Consider the following 16,400-nt stretch of genomic DNA (forward strand, 5'->3'; position numbering starts at 1 on the left):
TGGGTTGGCGTTGGCGATGGAGAGACTGTATTCCTCCGTACTGCTGCAAAAAACAGCCTTCAACGCAATCCGTCATTGCGATTACTGAAATAATCAGCCCCCATGGACCGACTGCAATCGATGAGGGTGTTCCAGGAAGTGGTCGACGAAGGCGGCTTCGCCGCCGCCGCCCGCAAGCTCGAACTCACGCCGGCGGCCGTCACCCGGCTCGTGAGCGACCTGGAGAAGCACCTCGGGGTGCGGCTGCTGCAGCGGACCACCCGGCGCCTGTCGCTCACCCCTGCCGGCGAGGCCTACCTCGGGCGCCTGCGCGGCATCCTCACGGACATCGACGAAGCCGATGCCGTGGTGCAGGCGCAGAGCCGCGAGATGAGCGGCACCGTGCGGGTGCTGGCGCAGCCCGTCGTGGCCACGCACATCATCGCGCCCGCGATCGCCGACTTCCAGCGCCTGCATCCCGACGTGCACCTGGAACTGCACGTGCACGACGTGGTGGACCCCAACGTGGAGGACTACGACCTCACGATCGTGAACGGCGCGGTCCCGCTGGTGGCGAGCGCGATCGTGCGCACCGTGATCGAGAGCCAGGCGGTGTTCTGCGCCTCGCCCGCGTACCTGCAGCGCCACGGCGAACCGAAGCACCCGCAGGACCTGCGCGAACACCGCTGCCTGCGCCTGCGCGCCGAAGGCACGCGCCTGCGCGCGATGACGCTGATCGATCCGAGCAACGACGACAGGCGCATCGAGGTGGACGTGCCCGCCGTGGTGACGGCCAACCACACGGACTCGCTGATGCGTGCGACCATCTCCGGCGCGGGCATCGGCATCCAGCCGGCGGACCTGATCGCGCCCATGCTGAAGGCGGGCGTGCTGCAGCGGGTGCTCGCACCGTGGATCACGGGCCGCATCCGCCTCGTCGCGGCGCTCCCGAGCCGCAAGTTCATGCCGGCGCGCACGCGCGCCTTCCTGGACTTCCTCGTGGAGTACACCCGCAACGCGATGGCGGGACTGGAAGAGGGGCGCTGAGCGGCGCTCAGGCTTGCGCGGGTGCCACGCGCAGGCCGACCCAGGCCGCGCCGATCACGGCGTTCACCGGCACGGCGAGGGCGCAAGGCACGTAGAACACGACCGAGAACCCGGGCGCGTGCAGCACGGATTCGACGAGCACGCCGAGGCTGTAGAAGGAAAGGCCGCACCACATCCACCGCTTCATGTACGTGGGCAGCCAGCGCGCCTGGTCGCGGTTGTGGCGCCATGCGGCGGCGCGCTCGAGCAGCGTGCCGCGGTTGACGTCCTTGAACAGCCAGCCGAAGAAGAAGTAGCGGTACAGCAGGGTGCCGAAAGACATGATGCGCCTTCACTCCGTGACGCGGCCCGCCTGCGCGGCCGCGTTGCCATGTTCGATCCTTGTAGCGGCAAGGCTCGTGCGTGTCCATGCTGGTTTCGTGTAGGAACGCGGTACCCGGCCGGCCGATTCTTAAGGGCACTGGACTGGTGCGCCACGCTGCCGCACTGCAGCAGGCACAATGGACCTTTCACGAAAGCAGTTCATGACCCATTGGACGGAAGAACTGGCCGCGGCGGAAGCGCAAGCCGAGCGCTTCGAGGCCGCAGAGAGCCAGGCGGAACAGCAGTTCCACATCGTGCTGGCCGAAGCCGAGCAGGCCGGTGATTCCCAGCGTGCGCTGCAAAGCCCCGAATTCCGGCAGTGGATGGATGCGCGCTGCGCGACCGACCTTGCGTGGGGTTCGTGGTTCCTGTTGAAGGGTGCGAAGGGGTAAGTCGTTCGGTGGGGTTCGCTGACGCTCACCATCCGCGGCTTCCGCCGCGCCACCCTACAAGAAACTCCTACAAGAGCAGGCACGCGCGTCGCTGACGATCGGGCTTTCCGTCGAAGGGAGCCCTGCCATCGCGCGACGACGCATCGCCCTGCCGGCGGCCGCCGTGCCGGCCGACCTGCCCGCCACCCTCGAGCCCGAGCTCGCCACGCTGGTGGACAAGCCCTTGCCGGGCGACTGGATCTACGAGATCAAGTTCGACGGCTACCGCATGCTCGCGCGCGTCGGTGGCCGTGACGACGTGCGCATCGTCACCCGCCGCGGCAACGACTGGACGCACCGCTTCTCCGCCCTGCGCCGCGCGCTCGTCGCGGCGAAGCTGCCGCCCGGCTGGTACGACGGCGAGATCGTGCTGCTGGACGAGGCAGGCAAGCCCAGTTTCAACGGCCTGCAGAACGCGATCGAGAGCGACCGCAACGATGCGATCGTCTTCTATCTCTTCGACGTGCCGTTCTGCGATGGCCACGACCTGCGGCGCGTGCCGGTGGAGGAGCGCCGGGCACTGCTGCAATCCTTGGTGAAGGAAGGCGAGCGGCTTCGCTTCAGCCAGGAGATCGGCGGCGACGCCGCGGCGATCCTGCACTCCGCATGTCGCCTGGGGCTGGAAGGCGTCATCGGCAAGCGGCGCGGTTCGATCTACGTGCAGCGGCGCTCCGACGACTGGATCAAGCTCAAATGCACGCAGCGCCAGGAGTTCGTCATCGGCGGCTTCACGTGGCCGGACGACGCGCGGCCCAACGGCATAGGCGCGCTGCTCGTGGGCCACGTCGACGACACGGGCGAGCTGCAGTACGCGGGCAAGGTGGGCACGGGCTTCACCGGCGAGATGTCCGCGGCACTGCGCCAGCGCCTGGAAGCAATGGCGGTCCGCAAGCGGCCGTTCGCCGGGCCGACCGGACACGACAGGCACGCGACCTGGGTAGCTCCCGTGCTGGTCTGCGAAGTGACCTACAACGAGTGGCCGGAGAACGGAAGCCTGCGCCATGCATCGTTCAAGGGCTTGCGCGAGGACAAGCCCGCGCCCGCCGTGCAGCGCGAGCGGCCCGCGCCCACACCGCCGCCCGCCGCGCCCGTGCTGCGCAAGGTGACGCACGGCAGCCGCGTGATGGACCCCTCCACCGGCTTCACCAAGCTCGATGTCGTGCGGTACTACGTGGAGGTGGCGCCGTGGGTGCTGCCGCATTTGCGCGGGCGCCCCGCGTACATCCGCCGTGCGCCGCTCGGGATCACGCAACCCATGGTGTTCCAGCAGCATCCCGAAGGGCTGCGCGGCCTGCGCGGCACCGACCCGGCGCTGTGGCCGGGGCACGATCCGGCGATCGCCTTCGACACGCCGGAGGACCTGTTCGCCGCGGCGCAGCTCGGGATGATCGAGCTGCACACCTGGAACTCCACCGCCCGCGCGATCGGGCAGCCGGACCGCATCGTGTTCGATCTGGACCCGGGCGAGGACCTGCCGTGGGCGCAGCTGCAGGAAGGCGCCGTGCTGCTGCGCGCGCTGCTGCAGGAGCTGGGGCTGCACAGCTGGCTGAAGACCACGGGCGGCAAGGGCCTGCACCTGTGGGTTCCGCTCGCGCCGGTGCGGGATTACGAGACGGTGAAGGACTTCTCCGAAGCGGTGGTGCAGCACATGGCGCGCACGATCCCGCAGCGCTTCGTCGCGAAGTCCGGGCCGCGCAACCGCGTGGGCCGCATCTTCATCGACTACCTGCGCAACGGCTGGGTGCAATCCACGGCCGAAGCCTTCTCGGCGCGGGCGCGGCCGGGGATGGGCGTGTCGATGCCCGTCGCGTGGGAGGAACTGCCGCGGCTCAGGGGCGGCGACCACTGGAACATCGCCACCGCGACCGAGCACCTCGCGAAGCTGAAGGCCGACCCGTGGGCGGGCTACTGGAAGAAGCCCCAGAAGCTCGATGCGGCGATGAAGAAGCTCGGGTTCGCGAAGATGTAGGGTGGCCGCGGCGCGCCGCGGGAAGGTGAGCCGCAGGCGAACCCCACCGTCCTCAGACCGTCGCGTCGACGGCGCGTTCGCCCGGCGGCATCTCGTCGAGTTCGATGGAGATCCGCGTCGCGCCGTCGAGGTCCAGGTTGGCGTCGTCGCGCGCATCCGCGACCGCGGTGAACTGCCCGTCGAGCCACAGGAAACGCACGCTGCGCGCGATGGCCTGCAGCGCCTCCTCCTCGGTGAAGAAGCCGCCGTCGGACTGCTGGTTGCCATCGAGCAGGTAGCGGAAACTGCCGCCGTCCTCGCGCGTGATCGCGCCGAGGTCGATCACCTTCTGGGTGCGGTTGCGTGCATAGATCCGCCCCTTGGCGGCATACAGCAGGAAGGGCTGGCGCACGGGGCTGCGGGTGGTGGTGTCGTCGTTGGCCATGGCCCCAATCTCGCGTCCCGGCCGCGCCGCGCCTGTAGGACCGCGCCGCGGCTCAGGGCCGCCAGGCCAGCGCGAGCAGGCCCGCGACCACCAGCGCCAGCCCGCCTTGCTCCACGGTGGCGAGCTTCTCGCGCAGCAGGCGGCGCGAGACGAGGTAGCTGAACACGACTTCCACCATGCCCAGGGTGCGCACGTTCGCCGCGGTGGTGAGCGCGAAGGCGGTGAACCAGCCGATGGACGCGAGCGCGCCCATGCAGCCCGCGATGGCGGAGATGCGCCACGCGCTGACGGTGGCGCGCAGGGAGGCGGGCGCGCGCCACGCGAGCCATCCCCCCAGCAGCACGGTCTGGATGGACTGCGCGAGCAGCACGCCCCAGGCGCCCGCCATCCAGGCGGAGCTCTCCGGGATCTGCAGCGACGCGCCGCGGTAACCCACCGCGGACAGCGCGAAGCCCGCGCCCGAGGCCAGCCCGTACCAGGCCGCGCCGGAGGTCCACGCCCGCCCTTCGACGGCGGCGCCCCTGGCGGGCAGCGAAAGCATGATCACGCCGGCCGTGGCGAGCGCGATGGCCACGAGCGTCGTCGCAGCCGGCAGCTCGCGCAGGAAAAGCGACCCGAACAGCGCGACCTGCAAGGCATCCGTCTTCGAGAAGGCGACGCCGACCACGAAGTTGCGCTGCTTCATGGCCGCGAGCAGGAAGGCGGTCGCGGCCAGCTGGCCCAGCGCGCCCAGCAGCAGCCAGCCGAAATAGCCGGCGTGGAAGGCGGGGAGGGGCGCCGCGGTCGCGGGCAGCCGGTGCAGCAGCAGCACCCAGGCTGCCGCGAAGGGAATGCCGTAGAGGAAGCGCGAGAGCGTGGCGCCGAGCGTGCCCGCTTGCGCCACCAGCGAACGCTGTGCCGCATTGCGCGCCGTCTGGGCCAGCGCGGCCCAGAGGACGATGGGAACCCAGAGCCAGGAGGCGGAGCTCAACCCTTGCAGCTGCTGCCGGTGGCGCGGGTGAAGGACTGGCCGGTCGCCAGCGCCAGCATGCCGGAGGCGCTGACGATGCGCAGTTCGTCGCCGCTGGCCTGCAGCTCCATCGTGTGGTCGCGTTGCGGGTCGACCTTCACGCGGGTGCCTTCCACCTTGCCGGTGATCTCGCGCACGCGCTGCTTGCGCACGAGCCGCCCCTGCACGTTGGCGTACTGCTGCGCGATCTCCAGCGTGAACTCGTGCAGCAGGCCGGCGCCGCACCAGAGGCCCCCGACCGCAGCCACGCCGGTTCCGCGCGCGCTCACCTGTTCCGAGGCGCTACCGGGTGCGGCAGAGGCAGGGAACGCGGCGGCGAGCGCCAGGGCGGCTGCCAGGCAGGAGCGGGACGGGAACGGCATGGCGCGCACGATAGCACCATGCGCGGCCGCGTTCACTTCCGTCGTGCAAAGACCTGACTCAGCGGCGAGGCGGCTGGGGAGCGGGCAGGCGCTCCCGGGCGGGGCGGCGCAGGTACATCTGGTCGGACCAGGTGGCCAGCCACTGCGGCCGGTAGGCCACGAGCAGGCTCACCAGGGCGCAGGACCAGGACGCCTCGCCCATCGCGAGCAGGAAGACGGCGACGCGCTGCAGGTCCGCCGTGGGGCCTTGCAGGCCGTGCGTCAGCGCGGCGGCGCAGAAGCCGCAGGCGGCCAGCGTCAGCATCGGCACGAAGAACGCGCGGCCCAGCATGTACGCGACGGGGTTGGGCCCGAAGGCCTTGCGCACGCCGTGGCCCAGCAGGAGGACCAGCGTGGCGGGCAGGAGACCGGCCCACACCGTCAGCGACAGCGCATGCCCGAAGGACGCATCCGCCGTGAGCATGGTGCTCAGCCCCGCCACGGTGATGACGGGCACGGCCAGCGGCCAGCCAAGCAGCAGGACCACCAGCGGTGCACCGGACCAGTGCAGCGGCAGGGGCAGGAGGGCCAGGCCGGGCCATGACCACAGCCACGGCAACACCGTGAGCGATGCCAGGAAAGGCGTCACCAGCGGGGGCACGTCGCCGCCGTAGCGAAGCAACAGGCGCCACGGCCGCACCGCGAGGGTCGCGGCCCAGGCGAGCGCGAACAGGAGGATCTCGGCGAGCGCGCGTGCTTCCATCGCTTCACTGCCCGTCGGGACGGATCTTGCCTTCCTTGCAATACCGGTCGTACTCGTCGCGCGTGATGGCGGCGGAGCCGGCATTGCCTTCGCCGTCCGTCCACGAGAGCGTCACGCTGTCGTCCGCCACCTCGATGTCGACGTCGCCGTCCGGGATGGGCATGAGGACGCCGTCTCCCGCCCGGAAGCAGACTTCTCCGCGGATGATGGCGTGCTGGGACATGGCGTTCTCTCCTGTGGGGTCGGGGAGCACCCAGTGTCTGGCCCGGCAAGGGGGCACCCCTGTCAGCGGGCGCCTTGAGTCCTTGCCGGACGGCGGGGAGCACGGCCGCGCCGGGCGGCACAATGCCCCCATGACGAGAGTGTGGAGGGACGTTGGGGCGGTCGTGGCCATCGCGCTGCTCACCGGCGCCTTGCTGGTGTTCGCGCTGCTGTACCAGCGCGAGGCCGCGCTGCGCGGAGGCGAGGAGCTGACCGACACCCTGTCGCGCGTGATCTCGGAGCAGACCGCGCGCACGCTGCAGTCCGTGGACCAGACGCTGCAGCTCGCCATCGTGCGGCTGGAGGCGGACCAGGCGGCGGGCCGCCTCGACGAGGCCGCCGCGCGCGACACGCTGCGGGGCTACCTGAAGGACCTGCCTTTCCTGCGGGCGATGTGGGTGCTGGACCGCGACGGCCGCATCGTCCTCGACACGGACGAGGGCAACATCGGCACGGACATGCGCGACCGTCCTTACTTCCAGGCCTACGTGCGCAACCCGGAGACCGAGTTCTTCATCGGCCCGGTGATCCGCAGCCGCACGCGCGGCACCTGGATGATGAGCGTGGCGCGCCCGATCCGCGATGCGAAGGGCGAGGTCACCCAGGTGATCGCCGGTGCCGTGGAACCGCCTTACTTCGAGCAGCTGTGGCGCGGCATCGACCTCGGGCCGCACGGCGCGATCGTGCTGTACAGCCGCGGGGGGCAGCTCCTCGCGCGCAGCCCCGCCGACCCCAGCGTGCTGGGCAAGGACTACTCGCACCTGCCGATCTTCCGCGAATACCTGCCGCGCGCGCCGCAGGGCACGTTCATCCGGGAAAGCGGCATCGACGGCGTGCTGCGCGTCGTGGCCTACCGGCAGTTGCCGACGTATCCCGACCTCGTCGTCGCGGTGGGTTCCAGCTACGGCGAGATGCTCGCGCCCTGGCGCCGCTTCGCCCTGCTGACCACCGCCGTGTGGACCGCCGCGGTGCTGATGGCCATCGTGCTGACGGTGCAGCTGCGCCGGCAGGCGCGCAGCCGCGAGCGGACGGAGCACCGCTTCCAGCAGCTCGCGCAGGCGATGCCGCAGATCGTCTTCATCGCGCCGCCCTCCGGGGGCGTGCAGTTCATCAACCAGCGCTGGGTGGAAGCGACGGGCCACCCCGTCGAGGACGCGCTGGGCATCGGCTGGCGGCAGCTGGTGCACCCCGCCGACATGCCGGGGCTCGTCGACCACCTGCAGCAGGCCATGCGCGACAACGTGGAGTTCCAGCAGGAGTTCCGCCTCCGCTACCGGGACGGGAGCTACCGCTGGCAGCTGCTGCGGGCGGCGCCCATGCGCATCGGCGCGGACCCGGTGGAGTCCTGGTTCGGCACCGCGACCGACATCGACGCGCTGAAGCAGGCGCAGGAGCAGTTGCGCGGCCAGGCCGAGCGCCTGCACATGGCGAGCCGCCTCACCCGCATGGGCCACTACCGCGCGGACCTGGCGACGCAGCGCATCGTCCTGTCCGAGGAAGCCGCGGCGATCCTCGACATGCCGCCGGATGCGGAGCCCACCATGCAGGAGGTGCTCGCCATGTTCGCGCCGGGCTCGCTGCCGCGGGCGCTGCAGGTGCTCGACGCGTGCGCGAACGCGGGCGAGCCCTTCGACGTGGAGGTGGAACTCGTGACGGGCACGGGACGCCACGTGTGGCTGCGGTCCGTGGCGGAGCCGGTGCACGATGCTTCCGGCAAGGTGGTGGCGATCCAGGGCGCGCAGCAGGACATCACGCTGCGCAGGCTGATGATGGAGGAGATCCGCCGGCTGAACGCGAGCCTGGAGGAGCGCATCGCCGAGCGCAGCGCGCAGCTCTCGCGGCAGGACGCGCTGTTCCGCACGCTCGCGGAGCAGGCGCCGCTGCCCTTCTGGACCGTCGACACCGACGGCCGCGTCACCTTCCTGAGCCGCGCCTGGTACGACCTGGCCGGCGGCGGCCCGCCGCAGTGGCACGGCCTGGAGTGGGTGCGCCTGATCCACCCCGACGACCGCGAGGCCGTGCTGCAGAACTGGGCGAGGTCGCGATCGACGGGGGCGCCTTACATGGGCACGCGGCGCATCCGCGCGCACGACGGCACTTACCACACGACCTCGTACCGCGCGGTCCCGGTGCGCGACGACAAGGGCACCATCCTGCTGTGGGTCGGCGTGGACAACGACATCACCGACCTGATGGCGAACCAGGAAGCGCTGCGGCTGGCGAACGAGCAGCTCGAATCGTTCTCCTATTCCGTGTCGCACGACCTGCAGTCACCGCTGCAGCGCATGAGCTCCTTCGGCCGGCTGCTGCAGCAGGAGCTCGCGCCGCTGCCCGAGGGGCGCGCGCACCACTACCTGTCGCGCATCCTCGCCAACGCGGACGACATGGCGCAGCTGATCGAAGGCCTGCTCGCGCTCGCCCACGTGTCCGAGGTGGACCTGATCCGCGCCGTGGTGAACCTGAGCGAGACGGCCACGGACATCCTGCAGCGCCTGCAGTCGGAGCAGCCGCAGCGGGGCGTGCGGTGGCGCGTGCAACCCGGGCTGCTCGCGACCGGCGACGTGCGCCTGGTGCGCTCGGTGCTGGAGAACCTGCTGGGCAACGCCTGGAAGTTCACCGGCAAGGCGAGCGAGCCGCAGATCGAGGTCGGCGCGGGCAGGGAGCCGGGCGTGTTCTACGTGCGGGACAACGGCTGCGGCTTCGACATGGCCTACGCGGACCGCCTCTTCGGCACCTTCCAGCGCCTGCACGGCACGGACGAATTCCCGGGCACGGGGATCGGCCTGGCGACGGTCGCGCGCGCGATCTCGCGGCAGGGGGGAAGGGTGTGGGCGCAGGCGGTGCCCGGCGAGGGCGCCACCTTCTGGTTCACGCTGCCGCCGGCGTAGCGCTGCCTAGGGCCGCGGCGTCGGGTCGCGGCGGACGGCTTCGAGCGGCGTGAACGCGGAGTCGATCGGGTGGCGCCGCGGGGCCTTCGAGTTTTCCTTGCCGAGCAGCAGGCGCGTGATCTTGCCGGCGCGGCCCCACAGGAAGCTGAAGAGGGCGCGCATCAGGATGGACCCGTTGAAGGGGATGTACGTGAGCATGCCCGTGCCGTCCACGTAGCCCGGGTTGTGTTCCAGGTAGAAGCGCGTGTCGCGGCGGCGGCTGTTCAGCCAGCGCTGGCGCTCCTCGTCGCTCTCGAGGGTGATCCAGTTCACCTGGCGCACCAGCGGCTTGGCGGGGTCGACGCACTCCAGCTCGAAGCAGCCGGCCAGTTCCTCCATGCGGTTCAGGATGGCGGGCGGGATGTCGCGCCGCTTGGCGTTGGGCCAGATCACCGGCGCGTAGTGCGCGAGGAAGGTGTAGCTGCTCGGATGCGTGAGCGCCGCGAAGATGCAGAAGCGGCGCCACGGGTGCTGCAGCCACACCTGCAGCAGGCGCAGGCAGCCGTACACCATGGTGATGTCGCGGCCGCGGTAGGCCGGCAGCGTGCCCGCCTCCATGCGGATCACCGTGGAAAGGCGGTTCTCCACGATCAGCCGGAAGGCGTGGATGGAGTGGTAGCCCACCACCTGCCCCTGCGGGTTGCGCTTCACGTAGACCCAGGTGCGCCACGCATCGCGCTCCACCACGTACGAGCGGAACTCCTCGTAGCTGAGGCCGGTGAAGATCTGGGCGTGCACGGCGAACAGGTCGCGCGTGAGGGCCTCCCGCTCGTCTCGGGACATGGCATGCACGGCGTGACAGGTGATGCGGGAGAGGGTGTTCATGGCTAGGGCTTTTGCTTAGTATGGCAGAGCATTACAAATTGCAACAGCCCCTCCTGTCCGGTGTCCCTGTGCTGGATCAAATTTTCGGGCCGCCAGAGGGAAACGGGTCGCCAAAACGTGACCATTCGTTCTGATTTCCAGATGTAAATGCCCCGAACGGCAGAGCTGCGAGCCGTGCTCTATCTGCAACAGGTTGTTAGGAAACGGTCGTTTTTCGACGACGAACGGTCGAGCACGGCTGCGAACGTGAATTGCTTGGCAGTTCCCGGCGCGGACTTTGCCGCCGGCTGCTCGCCTGTTGGCGGGGCGCGTCGCGGACACGATCTGTAGCAGGCGCACGGCCTTGTCCCTCCTAGGATCGCGGCCAAGGATGGAGGAAGCCATGGCACGAATGGCGATGCGTTGGGGGATGGGGCTGTTCGCGCTGGCGGTGCTGCACCTGCCGGGACCGGCGGGCGCGCAGGAAACGGCCATGTACAAGTGCTACGCGAAGGGGCAGGTCGTCTACTCGCAGATGCCCTGCGGCAAGCCCTTGAACCAGCCGAAACCGCGCGTGAACGTGCGCTACGAGACCCCGTCGCAGGACCGGGCGAAGATCGCGCGCCGCGCGACGCTCACCGCCGAGGCGCGGCAGGAGTGCAGCGCGCTCGACGCGACGATGCACGAGCAGGAGGCCGGCGTGCGCGCGAAAGGCGACGCGGCCACCATCGAGGACGAGATGCCGCTGGTGCGCTCCAGGAAGCGCTACCGCGAGCTGAAGTGCTAGCGGAACGCGAAGCGCGGGTCTGAGGCGGCCAGGCGCCGGCTGCTGGCGCCGACCTGCCAGATCGCATCGAGCGCCTCCCGGACCGATTCGAGCACCCGCTCCACGTCCGCCGCGCCACCCGCGTGCATCGCCTCCGAGACCACCAGCACCTCCGACGTGCCGTCCCGCACCGCGGAGAGTCCGCTTTGCCGGTGGGTCCAGCGCCGCGCGTGCGCGTTGCCTTCGTCGTCCACGAAACTCACTTCGCGGGGATCGGGGTGCTCGACCTCGTCGCCGAAGGTGAGGTAGCGCTCCGTGCCTTGCGCATGGCGCACCTGCAGGTCGCCGCGGACCTGGCCGACGTCCAGCACCGCCACCGGGATGCCATGGGCCATCGAGATGGCATTGCACACGTCGATCAGGGGATGGATGCGGGGCAGGGCGTCCTCCTTGCGGAAGCGCCGCAGCAGCGACTCGGAGGCGCAGCGGTACTGCGTGGGCTTCAGGCCCATGCGCGCGAAGGCGCGGCGCCACGCCTGCACCTCCGGCCATTCGGACTCGCCGCCCGACGCGGCGAGCCGCGCGCGGGCGACGGCCTCGTGGCGCGCGATCACGCTCTCCGCCTGCACGTCGCGGTGCAGTCCGCGCGCGGCGAGCACGCCGGCGGCGAGCTCGGGGTACTGGGTCCAGATCGCGGGGTGGTGGCTGAAGTGCATGGCCGCAGTCTGGCGAGGCCGCGGTCCGCGGTCTTGAACCTTATTGCAGGACCCGGTGCGCGCGTTGCCAGGCACCGGGCGTGAAGCCGAACTGGCGCGCGAAGAGACGCGTCATGTGCGCCTGGTCGGCGAAGCCGCAGGCCGCCGCGGCATCGGCCAGGGGCAGGCCGCCCGCGACCAGGCCGCGCGCGCGTTCGCAGCGCTGCTGCGTGAGCCACGCGTGCGGGGTGCATCCGTGCACCTGCGCGAAGCGGCGCAGGAACTGGAAGCGGCTGACGCCTGCCTCGGCGGCCAGCTCCGCGAGCGAGGGCGGCCCGACGAGCTCCTCGCCGAGGCGGCGCCGCGCCTGTTGCAGGGACACGGCCGCCGCGCGCATGGGGGGCGCAGTCGTGTGCCGCGCGACGAGCAGCCCGCAGGCCGTGACCAGCGCCTCCTCGCAAGCCAGCGCCTCGCCGGCGCCCTGCTGCCATTGCTCCAGCGCCGCGACCAGCCGCCGCACCGCGCCGCGCAGCTCCCCGTCCGCGAAAGCCGCCTGCGTGATGCGGACCTCGCCCGCGAGCCCGGCGACCGAGGACAGCAGTGCGGGCTCGAGGTACACGGTGTGCCAGTGGCGCGTGGGCCCGCCCAGCGGCCGGCCGTCGTGCATCTCGCCGGGGTTCGTGGCCAGGATGTCGCCCGCGTACGCATCGAAGCTGCGCCGGTCGCTGGAGGAGCGGTGCGCGCCCTGCTGCAGCACGCCGAAGCCGTAGGTGCCGTGCGAGTGGCGCCCGTAGTGCCGGCCGCTGCACGTCTCCGTGGCGTAAAGGCCCGCCCAGGGCGACAGGAGCACGCGGCAGTGGTGCGCGGGAGCGGCAGGCATGCGGGGCATCTTGCCACCCCGGCCCCCCGGGTCAACCCCGAGCCGGACGGGGTCGGGGGCGGGTGTTAAGCTGCCCCCCTTTCCGTTTCCCCACCAGAGACACCATGCCCGGACTGCTGCCCAACGTCGATCCCGAAGGCCTGCTCGAGTTTTCCGTGGTCTACACGGACCGCGCGCTGAACCACATGTCGCGCAGCTTCCAGGGCGTGATGAAGGACATCTCCGCGATCCTGAAGGACGTGTACAAGGCCCACGCCGTGGCGCTGGTGCCCGGCAGCGGCACCTTCGGCATGGAGTCGGTCGCGCGCCAGTTCGCGGGCGGCAAGCACGTCATGGTGCTGCGCAACGGCTGGTTCAGCTTCCGCTGGACGCAGATCTTCGAGATGGGGAACATCCCCGCCTCGGCCACCGTGCTCAAGGCGCGCAAGCAGGGCAATGGCCCGACGGCACCGTGGGTGCCCGCGCCCGTGGCCGAAGTGGTGGCGGCGATCCGCAAGGAGAAGCCCGCGGTGCTCTTCGCCCCGCACGTCGAGACGGCGAGCGGGATGATCCTGCCGGACGACTACATGCGCACCGTGGCCGAGGCCATGCACGAGGTTGGCGGCCTCTTCGTCCTGGACTGCATCGCGTCCGGCGCCATGTGGGTCGACATGAAGTCGGTCGGCATCGACGTGCTGATCTCCGCGCCGCAGAAGGGCTGGAGCAGCTCGCCCTGCTGCGCCATGGTGTGCCTCAGCGAGCGCGCCCGCCAGGCGATCGACGGCACCACCAGCAGCAGCTTCGCCATGGACCTGAAGAAGTGGCTGCAGATCATGGAAGCGTACGAGGGCGGCGCCCACATGTACCACGCGACCATGCCCACCGATGCCCTCACGCGCCTGCGCGAGACGATGCAGGAGACGCAGGCCTACGGCTTCGCGAAGGTGAAGGCGGAACAGGAGGAGCTGGGCCGCAAGGTGCGCGCGCTGTTCGAAAGCCGCGGCCTGCCCAGCGTGGCGGCCGAGGGCTTCAAGGCGCCGGGCGTGGTGGTGAGCTACACCACCGACGCCGACATCCAGTCCGGCAGGAAATTCCTGGGCCAGGGTCTGCAGACCGCTGCCGGCGTGCCGCTGCAGTGCGACGAAGGCAGCGACTTCAAGACCTTCCGCGTCGGCCTGTTCGGCCTGGACAAGTGGCACTACGTCGACCGCACGGTGCAGTCCCTGAAGGACGCACTGGACCGCATCGGCGTGCACGCGCCGGCGAAAGCGGCCTGAGCGGCCTCAGTCGCGGCGCAGCAGGCGTGCCGCGACGCACCCGAGCACGAAGCCACCCAGCATCAGCACCCAGGGGGCATGCTCCCCGATGCGGCCGGCCTGCCGCTCCATGCGCTGCATCCGCGTCGGCTCCGGCACGCCTGGCTCTTCGTTCAGCGCGGCGAGCGTCTGCGCCGGCGCGGGAGGCGTGTAGCCGTCGGCATAGACGCGCACCTCCGCGGTGTCCAGCGCATTCGCTGCGTCTTCCTGGTAGAGGCCGCCGGTGGCTGGCGTAGGCGTGGGCTTCAGTCCGTTCTTCGGGTGCATGGTGGGTCCGTGTCTTCGTTGCTGCAGCCAATCTAGGCAGGCCGGCGTGCGGGCGGCGTAGGAGGGCGCCCGGGGCGCGGCGCCGAGCGCTCCGGCATGGGTCCCCGGCATGTCTCTTAATGCCGACGCCTGGAGCGCGCTCCCTCCTCCCTCGTGATGTTTTTGCGTGGCGGCGGATGGACGCGGGCTCCGGGCTCTGCACACAATTCCTTGCACTTGCCGCAAGAAATCCGATGACCACCCACGCGCTGCCCACGGCCCTGTCCCCCGATGCGGCGGCGCGCTTGCCGCTCGCGGAGCGCGGGCGAACCTACCTGAGCGTGCGCATCGCCGCGGTCCTGGGGGCGATCGGCGTCCTCGTCGCGGCGCTCACGGTGCTCGCCGCGTGGCAACTCCAGGGACCCGCGGCGATCGCCGCCCTGCTGCTGGGTGGCCTCGCGCTCGTGGGGCTGGCGCTGACCGCGGCCTGGCTGCTGCGCGGCCTCGTGGGGCCGCTGGGGCCGCTCACCGCCGCCACGGCGCGCCTGGGCACCGGCGACCTCACCGTGGTGGTCGACCCGCGCTCCGCGGGCGAACTGCGGCCGCTCGCCGGTGCGCTGCTGCAGGTGCGCGAGCACCTCCTGCGCGTGGTGAGCCAGGTGCGCACGGGCACCACCAACGTGGCCCTCAACGCCGCGGTGATCCACCGCGACAACGAAGCGCTGTCGCAGCGCACCGACACGCAGGCCGACTCGCTGCAGGAAACCGCGGCCTCCATGGAGCAGCTGACGGCGGTGGTCCGCCAGAACGCCGGCACCGCGCAGGAGGCGCATGCGCTCGCGCGCACGGCCACCGACCGCGCCACGGGGGGCGGCGAGGTGATGCGCGAAGTGGTGCAGACGATGGACTCCATCCGCGCCAGCTCGCGCAGCATCCAGGACATCATCGGCGTGATCGACGGCATCGCGTTCCAGACGAACATCCTCGCGCTCAATGCGGCCGTGGAAGCCGCGCGCGCGGGCGAGCAGGGACGCGGCTTCGCCGTGGTGGCGGCCGAGGTGCGCATGCTCGCGCAGCGCTGCGCCGAAGCGGCCCGCGAGATCAAGGCCCTGATCAGCGCCTCCGTGCACAAGGTGGACACGGGCGGCGCGCGCGTGGACGAGGCGAGCGCCGCGATGGCGGAGATCGTCGAATCGGTGCAGCGCGTGGCGCACATGATCGGCCAGATGGATGCGGCCAGCCAGGAACAGAGCAGCGGCATCGACACGATCAACCTCGCGATCAGCCGCATCGACAGCACCACGCAGGAGAACGCCGCCTTCGTGAAGGCCGCGGCGCGCACCGCCGCCGCCCTGCAGGAGCGCGCGGTGACGCTGCAGCAATCCGTGGCCGGCTTCGACCTCGGCCAACGCGAGCACGGCAGCGCCGAGGATGCGGTGGACCTGGTGCGGCGCGGCTGCGAACTGCTGCGCGCGCGCGGCCGCGATGCGCTGCTCGCGGACGTGAACAGGCTGGACGCGGGCTCGCTGATCGACCGCGACCTCTACCTGATCGTCCTGGACGAGAACGGCATCTTCATCGCGCACGGCAACAACCCGGGCCGGCTGGGCAAGGGGCCGGAAGTGCGCGACATCGACGGCAAGGCGTTCGGGACCGAGTTCGTGCGCGTGGCCCTCGAGCGCGGCCAGGGCTGGGTGGACTACAAGTGGGTGCACCCGGTGACGGGCGAGGTCTCCGTGAAGTCGGGCTTCGTGCGGCACGAGGGCGGCCTGGTGCTCGCCTGCGCGATCACGAAGTGAACCCGCGCCGCCGGGCGGGCGTTCAGGTGCGCAGCTTGCGCCCGACGTGCCCCTCGACCGCGTCGACCTTGCCGTGCAGGCGCGACTCGATGCCGGCGCGGTAATCCATCTTCAGGTTCATCGAGATCCGCCGGCAGTCCTTCTGCAGCTCGCGGAAGCACTCGCCGACCACGCCCATCACCTCGTCCCAGTCGCCCTCCAGGATGGTGCCCATGGCGGTGAGCTGGTAGGTGACGCCGCTGCGGTCGATGATGTCGAGGATGCGGGCGACGTGGCGGCTGAGGCTCTCGCCTTCGCCGGAAGGGCTCATCGCGAATTCGAGCAGGACCATGGCGCCTCCGTCGGTAGAGCTGACATGCTGCCAGATTCCAGAGCGGAACGCGCGATTCCGCCGGGGAAAG

General features: G+C 70.7%; 18 protein-coding genes. 7 read left to right on the forward strand and 11 right to left on the reverse strand.

What is annotated here, in order from left to right:
- Positions 1-102 precede the first annotated feature (102 nt).
- The gene (locus H8N03_RS04095; protein ID WP_187074830.1) at positions 103-1,026 is read left to right on the forward strand and encodes a LysR family transcriptional regulator; all 924 of its coding nucleotides are present in this window, start codon (positions 103-105) and stop codon (positions 1,024-1,026) included.
- Between the two features lie 7 nt (positions 1,027-1,033).
- On the opposite strand, the gene H8N03_RS04100 is transcribed toward H8N03_RS04095, so the two are convergent.
- Positions 1,034-1,348, reverse strand: coding sequence for a hypothetical protein (locus tag H8N03_RS04100; RefSeq protein WP_187074831.1), 315 nt, complete (start codon positions 1,346-1,348; stop codon positions 1,034-1,036).
- A 202-nt stretch (positions 1,349-1,550) separates the two neighbouring features.
- Here H8N03_RS04100 and H8N03_RS04105 point away from each other — a divergent pair, with 202 nt between their 5' ends.
- Both H8N03_RS04105 and ligD read left to right on the forward strand, forming a co-directional pair.
- Positions 1,551-1,781 carry a hypothetical protein gene (locus H8N03_RS04105; RefSeq protein ID WP_187074832.1) on the forward strand — a complete coding sequence of 77 codons (231 nt, stop codon included), beginning with the start codon at positions 1,551-1,553 and terminating at the stop codon, positions 1,779-1,781.
- Positions 1,782-1,944: 163 nt separating this feature from the next.
- Positions 1,945-3,789, forward strand: coding sequence for a DNA ligase D (gene ligD, locus H8N03_RS04110; protein ID WP_187074833.1), 1,845 nt, complete (start codon positions 1,945-1,947; stop codon positions 3,787-3,789).
- 52 nt (positions 3,790-3,841) lie between these two features.
- Here ligD and H8N03_RS04115 read toward each other — a convergent pair whose 3' ends face one another.
- From H8N03_RS04115 to H8N03_RS04135, 5 genes are all read right to left on the reverse strand, one after another.
- Complete coding sequence (locus H8N03_RS04115) at positions 3,842-4,213, reverse strand: hypothetical protein (protein ID WP_187074834.1); 372 nt, start codon at positions 4,211-4,213, stop codon at positions 3,842-3,844.
- Between the two features lie 52 nt (positions 4,214-4,265).
- The gene (locus tag H8N03_RS04120) at positions 4,266-5,183 is read right to left on the reverse strand and encodes a DMT family transporter (RefSeq protein ID WP_255428028.1); all 918 of its coding nucleotides are present in this window, start codon (positions 5,181-5,183) and stop codon (positions 4,266-4,268) included.
- On the reverse strand, positions 5,180-5,470 hold the full coding sequence (locus H8N03_RS04125) for a hypothetical protein (RefSeq protein ID WP_255428029.1): 291 nt from the start codon (positions 5,468-5,470) through the stop codon (positions 5,180-5,182). The genes H8N03_RS04120 and H8N03_RS04125 overlap by 4 nt, the downstream gene beginning before the upstream one ends.
- A 172-nt stretch (positions 5,471-5,642) precedes the next feature.
- Positions 5,643-6,326 carry a hypothetical protein gene (locus H8N03_RS04130; protein ID WP_187074836.1) on the reverse strand — a complete coding sequence of 228 codons (684 nt, stop codon included), beginning with the start codon at positions 6,324-6,326 and terminating at the stop codon, positions 5,643-5,645.
- A gap of 4 nt (positions 6,327-6,330) precedes the next feature.
- Positions 6,331-6,549 carry a hypothetical protein gene (locus tag H8N03_RS04135; RefSeq protein ID WP_187074837.1) on the reverse strand — a complete coding sequence of 73 codons (219 nt, stop codon included), beginning with the start codon at positions 6,547-6,549 and terminating at the stop codon, positions 6,331-6,333.
- Positions 6,550-6,679: 130 nt separating this feature from the next.
- Here H8N03_RS04135 and H8N03_RS04140 point away from each other — a divergent pair, with 130 nt between their 5' ends.
- Positions 6,680-9,475, forward strand: coding sequence for a PAS domain-containing protein (locus H8N03_RS04140; protein ID WP_187074838.1), 2,796 nt, complete (start codon positions 6,680-6,682; stop codon positions 9,473-9,475).
- Between the two features lie 6 nt (positions 9,476-9,481).
- Here H8N03_RS04140 and H8N03_RS04145 read toward each other — a convergent pair whose 3' ends face one another.
- The gene (locus H8N03_RS04145; protein ID WP_187074839.1) at positions 9,482-10,339 is read right to left on the reverse strand and encodes a hypothetical protein; all 858 of its coding nucleotides are present in this window, start codon (positions 10,337-10,339) and stop codon (positions 9,482-9,484) included.
- Between the two features lie 382 nt (positions 10,340-10,721).
- Here H8N03_RS04145 and H8N03_RS04150 point away from each other — a divergent pair, with 382 nt between their 5' ends.
- Complete coding sequence (locus H8N03_RS04150) at positions 10,722-11,105, forward strand: hypothetical protein (RefSeq protein WP_187074840.1); 384 nt, start codon at positions 10,722-10,724, stop codon at positions 11,103-11,105.
- Here the strand turns inward: H8N03_RS04150 and H8N03_RS04155 are convergent.
- Both H8N03_RS04155 and H8N03_RS04160 read right to left on the reverse strand, forming a co-directional pair.
- Positions 11,102-11,800 carry a B3/B4 domain-containing protein gene (locus H8N03_RS04155; RefSeq protein ID WP_187074841.1) on the reverse strand — a complete coding sequence of 233 codons (699 nt, stop codon included), beginning with the start codon at positions 11,798-11,800 and terminating at the stop codon, positions 11,102-11,104. The two genes, H8N03_RS04150 and H8N03_RS04155, sit on opposite strands and share 4 nt — an antisense overlap.
- A 40-nt stretch (positions 11,801-11,840) precedes the next feature.
- Positions 11,841-12,659 carry an AraC family transcriptional regulator gene (locus tag H8N03_RS04160; protein WP_187074842.1) on the reverse strand — a complete coding sequence of 273 codons (819 nt, stop codon included), beginning with the start codon at positions 12,657-12,659 and terminating at the stop codon, positions 11,841-11,843.
- A gap of 104 nt (positions 12,660-12,763) precedes the next feature.
- Here H8N03_RS04160 and H8N03_RS04165 point away from each other — a divergent pair, with 104 nt between their 5' ends.
- The gene (locus H8N03_RS04165; RefSeq protein WP_187074843.1) at positions 12,764-13,915 is read left to right on the forward strand and encodes an aminotransferase class V-fold PLP-dependent enzyme; all 1,152 of its coding nucleotides are present in this window, start codon (positions 12,764-12,766) and stop codon (positions 13,913-13,915) included.
- 6 nt (positions 13,916-13,921) lie between these two features.
- Here H8N03_RS04165 and H8N03_RS04170 read toward each other — a convergent pair whose 3' ends face one another.
- Complete coding sequence (locus tag H8N03_RS04170; protein WP_187074844.1) at positions 13,922-14,221, reverse strand: hypothetical protein; 300 nt, start codon at positions 14,219-14,221, stop codon at positions 13,922-13,924.
- 233 nt (positions 14,222-14,454) lie between these two features.
- On the opposite strand from H8N03_RS04170, the gene H8N03_RS04175 reads away from it, so the two are divergent.
- Entirely contained in the window at positions 14,455-15,999 is a 1,545-nt protein-coding gene (locus H8N03_RS04175; RefSeq protein WP_187074845.1) for a methyl-accepting chemotaxis protein, read from the forward strand.
- 22 nt (positions 16,000-16,021) lie between these two features.
- On the opposite strand, the gene H8N03_RS04180 is transcribed toward H8N03_RS04175, so the two are convergent.
- The gene (locus H8N03_RS04180; protein WP_187074846.1) at positions 16,022-16,330 is read right to left on the reverse strand and encodes an MTH1187 family thiamine-binding protein; all 309 of its coding nucleotides are present in this window, start codon (positions 16,328-16,330) and stop codon (positions 16,022-16,024) included.
- Positions 16,331-16,400 lie beyond the last annotated feature (70 nt).

The organism is Ramlibacter cellulosilyticus, assembly GCF_014297465.1.
Lineage (GTDB): Bacteria > Pseudomonadota > Gammaproteobacteria > Burkholderiales > Burkholderiaceae_C > Ramlibacter > Ramlibacter cellulosilyticus.